Genomic DNA, 6,432 nt, shown 5'->3' with positions numbered 1-6,432 from the left:
GTAGGACCAAAGCCAAGTAAATGTTCAGAAATAATGGAAAGACATTCTGATTTTAACAGGACGTCATGGCGACGATGACCCGGTTGACCACGACTGGCATGTGCCATACCTGAGACACCATCTTGATTGAGTTTCTGCAATAACCGGGTAATTTGACGGGTGGAAAGATTCAGGATTTCAGCAGCACGGACCTGGGTAAGACGATGATCTCTAACGTCTTGCAGAACTGCAAGACGTTGAATTTCTTTATCAGACATAGTGATCAGCATCTATATTTTATATCCAGTCCATGGTGATAAAAACCATCATAAACTAGACATTTTTATTGGTGAGAATATAGACACTTTAAATGGGTTCTAACATACTAATTTCGTATAACCGCCATTATGTTAAATGGAGTCTTTATGAGAAATTAATAATCTATGTTTATTTGAGATTGAAGTATATTTAAAAAAATTAAGTTGTTTTTTTAAATGCATAACTTCATCTTTTAGTTTTTTGATTTGTTGATCTCTTTCGTCCCGTATAGGGGAATTAATTTCACCAAATTTTTTAACTAACTGGCTATATTCAATCAAGTTATTGTAGTCAAGTTCGAAATCTCCGCTTTTTATATATTTAAGTATAGTCGAGCGAGGTTTTCTATACGCTATAGCAGCATCACTGATCGAAAGTTTTTTTAAAAAATGATGATGTTGACTTATCATATTATTTCACTTAAGACATTATTGATTTGGTATATATATGTTAATGAAATTAACATATATAAGATATAAATCTTCAATCATTGTTGGTTGATAATTGAACGTTTACTTTACACATACCCTACTCTGATAATTTTTCTATTATTAAATCAATACGCTTTTAAGAATTTATATTATTAACATAATACACCTTATACGAAATGCTATTTTTATTTCATATAAATCATAGTCTTATCGTGTAGTAAAAAGCCCAGGCACACCGTTCTGGGCTTTTTTAGCACTTTAACCTGTTCCACGCCTACTATTTAACCAATGTTCCACGGGTTTGTTCATCTGAATTAAACAATAATCGTTAATCATAGGGTCTAAAAAACCGACTCCAAAAGCCCCTTTTCTCAGGTTCAGGTTCTACATGTTCAGGGATCGGAATCCGTTTAGGTTCGGTAGTAGTCAATCCGTCATGTTTCGTATCATCGGTGCTCGGTTCTGGCTGTACCTGAGCTGCATTCGCTTGCGACTGTTCTTGATCGGTAAACGTACTCATATTGGCTTTTGGAGCTTCCAGTAAGCGCTGCATAGCTTCAATCTGTTCTTGATAAAACGATTCACGTTCTAATGATTGATTTTCTCTCTGCACTGCCTGATTTAACTGTTTTTCCAGTATGTCAACTTGACGTTTTAGTAAGTCAACTTCTGTCAAGTTTTGACTGTTAGTTGATTGACTCTGGTTGACAGTAGAGTTGTTCTTTTGAGGTTCTCCAAACACTCTCAAAGCTTCTGCAAAGTCAATTAAACCATCAGATCCTTTTGATAAATTCCCTTTTTTTATATGAGCATAGACAGCCTGTCTAGAATATCCATATAGTTTTGCTAGTTCTGAAACTGACAGTTTTTTCATTATGTAAACCAGTTTTCAAATTGTGTTAATAGTTGACTGTTAACTTTACTATGTCAATTGACATCATTTATTGAAAACCAACTTTTCGAAGTAATGGCATAAGTTCTTTTAATTTACTTGGTTCTTGTAGCATAGTTACAATCCGCGCAGCAAACTGTTCATAGCTTTCAGTACCTTGTGAAAGTTTAGCCATCTCAGGAAGTTCTGATAATTTACTAGCAAACAAATAGCGTTGTGCATCTGTTAAATTGATTTTTATCTCTTTGTCATGGCCAATATTATTGGTTGTATTCGTTACTGGCTTCTTCTGTTTAAAGCTAAATGAAAAGCCTGTAATAGATCTGCCTGTTTTATGTTGTTCAACGTTGACAATAATATCGGTATGTTCATTTACTTGTTTTAATGCAATGTCCAAAACATATTTCTTAAAATCGTACATTCTTTTATATTCAGTCTCGAGTACACCTATTTTTTGTCTGAAATCGTAGATAGTTATAAGAGGCGTTTTTCCAGTGCTACGCCATGCAATCAATATTTCATATAAACGAACAGCATAAGCACTCGTTAAATTACTTATTTGTTGTATCTCATACTTCGTAAATTGCTCTTCTAGCCTAGTAATTAAAGGCACAATAGCGGGAGCAAAAATAAGTCTAACAACAGCCTCATTATCAATATAAGCAACCTCGCTTACCCATCTTGACTTGTGATTAATAACATTACCTTTTTCACTAAGACTCTGATAACTGAATTGTCTTGCAAATAGGTCATCACAAGCATCTTTTAATGCCTGATAAGCAGTATTTCGATGTACACCAAATTGATTGATATAACTTTCAGCATGAACTGTTAATGGATCATTAGCATTTATCCCTTTACCTGATTCTCTGGCTTCAACGATAGCTAAAAGAATTAATCGTTGTTCTACTAGATCAAGGTTATAACTAGCATTAATTAAAGCGTTATCTTTGACAATTAGTTCTGTTTTCATATGAAAAAGTTATATTTTTAAGTCAATAAGACGAGGCTATATTATCAACTCGCTTAATGCAAGGTAAACCTCGTTTTAATGCAAGGTAAACCTCGTTTTAATGCAAGGTAAACCTCGTTTTAATGCAAGGTAAACCTCGTTTTATAATCTCTAAAATCCTTACAAATTAAGACCTTTAGCGCATCTAAAAGCATTTAAAATCTTTAAAAATAATTAAAAGCCCAAACCATGAAAAATTGCCCTTGGTTTTCGCTACGCTCAAACTCTATTGAATCTCGCTTTCGCTCGATTCGTGGGGCAATTTTTTAGTTAATATTTTCGTGACTTTGAAAAAAAAGCAAATGCAACTCGGAATTCGCTTCGCTCATAAAACTTTTTATTCGAGCTTCGCTCGATACATTGGCATAAATCCCGAATCGCTTTGCTCTATTTTTCCTATCTAGGAGCCAATACAGCATTGTAATCAGAGAAAAGACTTCTAGAATTTTAATTATGGGACGTCACTCGTAGACACTCGTTCGGTTCTTGAAAGATAAATATAAAAACATAATCTAATTTGCTCTCATTTGCGATTTTTAGCCCCTGTTTACCAGTTTGTAAGGAGTGAGGGTGCTTTATATCTAAATAAGCCTTAAAACGCATTTAAAAGCGATTTTTAATCATGTTTAAAAAACTTGGTTTTAGTTTTGGGCTTTTTTCATTTTTGATCAGCAGATCGGAATGCACGCTTACGCGTTTCTCGAAGAAACTTAAATTAGATATCTTTAAATTGTCCTGATTGGACCAGTCTTTAATTTATTTATCTCTTCTGGAACATCATTTAAAAAATTAGTCATGACAAAAAAAATAGAGATAAAGCAAAGGAGGATTTTCTAGGGCAGGATAGGCAGCAGCCGTTAAATAGAGTTATTTGTGGCACAAAATTTAGTTGTGACGAAAAGAGAGCGGAGTGAGATTTCGTAAGTATACCGAGAGGAAGTTTGGCTATTTACAACCTAAAAAATATTATGGTTTCGTCTTTTTTATTAAAAAAAATAACAATAAAATCAGTATTTTATATTAAAATGCCCTAAAATACATATTTTAGGGCATTTTAATATTTTTGTATATATATCAAAAGCTTATTTACATTAAAATAAAGTGATTTAACTAATGAGAATGAAAAAATAGGAGAAATTTTTATTGGTGAGAATATAGACACTTTAAATGGGTTCTAACAACCATACTTCGCATAAGAGATTTTATGTTAAATAGTCCTTGATGATGGCTATTTTAGTAGAGGAAGTGGACTGACTTTCTAATTCAATATAATTACCTAATCTTATCTTAAATGGCTAATATTATGAAAAAAATTAATAAAAAATAAGTAATTTTATTGGATTTAACTTAATATCTGATATCAAATATTTATATCTAAAAATACATATGTTTTATTCAATACAATTCCTTCGCGGTATTGCCGCTTTAATGGTTGTTATTGCCCATACGGGGCACAAAGGCAATCAGTATAATATCAAGTCTTTTGAATGGTTTCATATAGGTGGTAGTGGAGTAGATTTATTTTTTATAATTTCAGGGTTTATTATGTGTTATACAACACATAATAAAGATGTATTAGCATCTAAATTTATACAAAATAGAATTCAGCGTATCCTTCCTCTTTATTGGGTTCTGAGCTTTTTTGCTTTAATAGGATTCCTAGTATTCCCAAACATGATTAACTCTTCAGGTGGTACAACCGATGTAATAGCCTCATTTTTTTTGATTCCTAATGGAAGTAAATTTCTTATTAATAATGGTTGGACTCTAAGCTATGAGTTTTATTACTATTTTATATTCGCTATATTTATTCTTATAACTTCAATCAAACTTTTTCGATACATTGGTGTTTCATTTGTTCTTTTAGTATTAGTACTTAAGTATCAACTAAAAAGTAAACATGTATTCATTACCAAAACCCTTTGAAATCTGCCCAACCCAACGCTCTATTTGATCTGCCTTCATTACCTTAAAATCCCGCCAGTTATACTTCATCTGCTTCCAAACCATCTCAATTCTATTCAGCTCAGGACTATACGCAGGTAGAAAATACAAAGTCGTTGAATACTCTTGTACAAGAAGCTTGCGCCAATCTACCATCTGTTTGCTGCGATGAATCGAGGCATTGTCAACAATCAACACCAAAGGAACTTGATAGCTGCGTTTCACCTGTGCTGCTACACCCATCAAATAGGCATAAAACCAGCGACTGTTAACGGACTCCTGTAGGCAACTGGTGATCAGATGACCCGTTGACAGGAGACAACCCATCACATTAACTCGCTTTAGTCTTACAGCATCAACCGCATGAACATCGCCTATCTTTGTCCATGCATAACGGTTATCTGGCGTAGCCGAAAATCCTGTTTCGTCGACATAGCCCAATACAATTTCACCACGTGCCGCTTGCTCACGTAATGCTTCAATTTGCTGTTGCGCTTGTCCAAATGCGGTCGGGTCTCTTTTTTTTCAAGCTGTGGCGGGTGCGTTTGAAGACCATGCCTGAATCTCGCAAAAACTTGCGAATAGTTTCAACAGACACGGACACACCGTGTTTTTCATGCAGTTTGACTCGGATTTGTTCTGCATTGAGTGGGCTTGTGTTGACCCACTCTAAGATTTGAGCCTGATAGTTTGATGTCAGTGTATTGGGACGGCCTGAGCGATGACCTTCTTGAATCGATTCAAACTGATGTAGCTCCCAATGTCGGCGTTGTAGCCTTATGGTTTCTGGGATACGCTCTTGTAACGCAGCAACTTCGGCAACAGTTTTACCTTCGGAAAGCCAGAGAATAGTTTGGGCACGTTGTCTTTCACGCCAATGTGCTGCATGCTTGGTCAGGAGAATTAGTTGTGCACGCTGTTCTAAGCTGAGTGGGACGGTAACAATCCGTGGCATGTGCAAACATCGTTTAACCAAAAATGTCTTTTCGCATGTTTAGTTATTTTTGTCAACTTATAGGATTGATATATAGACCAATAATGCCATTTTTTGATTTCCTAACGAATGGTCTATTATTTGAGTTCTTCTTAGGGATATTGGCATTTTTATTCTTAAAAAATAATAACTTAAATTATAAGATAGGAGTATTTATACTTATGGTAGGGGTATGTATGCTTATATATATAAATTTTATTGGTAATTTAAATTTAAATCGATCTATCGTATATGGCATTCCAATGTTCCTGGTCTTTATCGGGTTTGTTAGTTTAGAATCATTTTTTTCTCAAGCAGACAATGTTGCTGTTAGCTTATTTGAACATTTGGGAAATAGCTCTTATTCACTTTATCTAGTTCATCCATTTGTGTTAGCCCCAATGGCAATTATCTTAAAAAAACTACATATATCAAATTCCTATATTTTTTCATTTTCTTTATTATTAGGATCGGTAGTGTGTGGATATTTAACATACCTATATCTTGAGAAACCTTTGATAAAATTAGTTAGGAACTACAAAATTTTTAAAAAAAATAAAATTTAGTGGATTTTGGATCATAGGAAGTCAGAGGAGTTTGGTTATAAATTTTTTCTGTGAAGCTATGAAGTACCTATAATATGATTCATAAGGTAACGATCACTGAAACAATAATTTTTAACGTATTTATTCTGTAGTATGCCTAAAATTAACATAATACACGTTATACGAATTCCCAATGTTAGAACCCATTTAAAGTGTCTATATTCTCACCAATAAAAATGTCTAGTTTATGATGGTTTTTATCACCATGGACTGGATATAAAATATAGATGCTGATCACTATGTCTGATAAAGAAATTCAACGTCTTGCAGTTCTGCAA

General features: G+C 33.8%; 8 protein-coding genes. 2 read left to right on the top strand and 6 right to left on the bottom strand.

All coding sequences use genetic code 11. The annotated features are described in order from the left end of the window. From F891_RS16645 to repM, 4 genes are all read right to left on the bottom strand, one after another. Positions 1–269: helix-turn-helix domain-containing protein (locus tag F891_RS16645; protein ID WP_005264853.1), on the bottom strand; the 269-nt coding region annotated here is incomplete at its 3' end. 120 nt (positions 270–389) lie between these two features. Then, positions 390–707: a hypothetical protein gene (locus F891_RS16640; protein ID WP_005264852.1), complete on the bottom strand. Its 318-nt coding sequence runs from the start codon at positions 705–707 to the stop codon at positions 390–392. Between the two features lie 349 nt (positions 708–1,056). Further along, positions 1,057–1,602, bottom strand: coding sequence for a plasmid replication DNA-binding protein (locus tag F891_RS16635; RefSeq protein ID WP_005264851.1), 546 nt, complete (start codon positions 1,600–1,602; stop codon positions 1,057–1,059). A 67-nt stretch (positions 1,603–1,669) separates the two neighbouring features. After that, positions 1,670–2,593 (bottom strand): replication initiation protein RepM, encoded by a 924-nt coding sequence (gene repM, locus F891_RS16630; protein ID WP_005264850.1) that lies wholly within the window; start codon positions 2,591–2,593, stop codon positions 1,670–1,672. A 1,425-nt stretch (positions 2,594–4,018) separates the two neighbouring features. Between repM and F891_RS18605 the strand changes: the two genes are divergently transcribed. Next, entirely contained in the window at positions 4,019–4,558 is a 540-nt protein-coding gene (locus tag F891_RS18605) for an acyltransferase family protein (RefSeq protein WP_005264849.1), read from the top strand. Here F891_RS18605 and F891_RS16620 read toward each other — a convergent pair. Both F891_RS16620 and F891_RS16615 read right to left on the bottom strand, forming a co-directional pair. Further along, complete coding sequence (locus F891_RS16620; RefSeq protein ID WP_126038012.1) at positions 4,520–5,059, bottom strand: IS630 family transposase; 540 nt, start codon at positions 5,057–5,059, stop codon at positions 4,520–4,522. The two genes, F891_RS18605 and F891_RS16620, sit on opposite strands and share 39 nt — an antisense overlap. Further along, entirely contained in the window at positions 5,055–5,531 is a 477-nt protein-coding gene (locus tag F891_RS16615; RefSeq protein ID WP_005262470.1) for a helix-turn-helix domain-containing protein, read from the bottom strand. The genes F891_RS16620 and F891_RS16615 overlap by 5 nt, the downstream gene beginning before the upstream one ends. 23 nt (positions 5,532–5,554) lie before the next feature. Between F891_RS16615 and F891_RS18600 the strand changes: the two genes are divergently transcribed. Beyond that, positions 5,555–6,115 (top strand): acyltransferase family protein, encoded by a 561-nt coding sequence (locus F891_RS18600; protein WP_415867439.1) that lies wholly within the window; start codon positions 5,555–5,557, stop codon positions 6,113–6,115. The last annotated feature ends 317 nt before the right edge of the window (positions 6,116–6,432 follow it).

The organism is Acinetobacter sp. CIP 101966, assembly GCF_000369725.1.
In the GTDB taxonomy this organism is placed as follows: domain Bacteria; phylum Pseudomonadota; class Gammaproteobacteria; order Pseudomonadales; family Moraxellaceae; genus Acinetobacter; species Acinetobacter lwoffii_Q.
The sequence above is the reverse complement of the archived record's forward strand: the minus strand, read 5'-3'. Positions and strand labels throughout refer to the sequence as shown.

Coding starts and splice junctions, on each gene's coding strand:
- F891_RS16635 (WP_005264851.1), bottom strand. CDS start 1,602: ATGAAAAAACTGTCAGTTTCAGAACTAGCAAAACTATATGGATATTCT.
- F891_RS18600 (WP_415867439.1), top strand. CDS start 5,555: ATGTCTTTTCGCATGTTTAGTTATTTTTGTCAACTTATAGGATTGATA.
- F891_RS16615 (WP_005262470.1), bottom strand. CDS start 5,531: ATGCCACGGATTGTTACCGTCCCACTCAGCTTAGAACAGCGTGCACAA.
- F891_RS16640 (WP_005264852.1), bottom strand. CDS start 707: ATGATAAGTCAACATCATCATTTTTTAAAAAAACTTTCGATCAGTGAT.
- F891_RS18605 (WP_005264849.1), top strand. CDS start 4,019: ATGTTTTATTCAATACAATTCCTTCGCGGTATTGCCGCTTTAATGGTT.
- repM (WP_005264850.1), bottom strand. CDS start 2,593: ATGAAAACAGAACTAATTGTCAAAGATAACGCTTTAATTAATGCTAGT.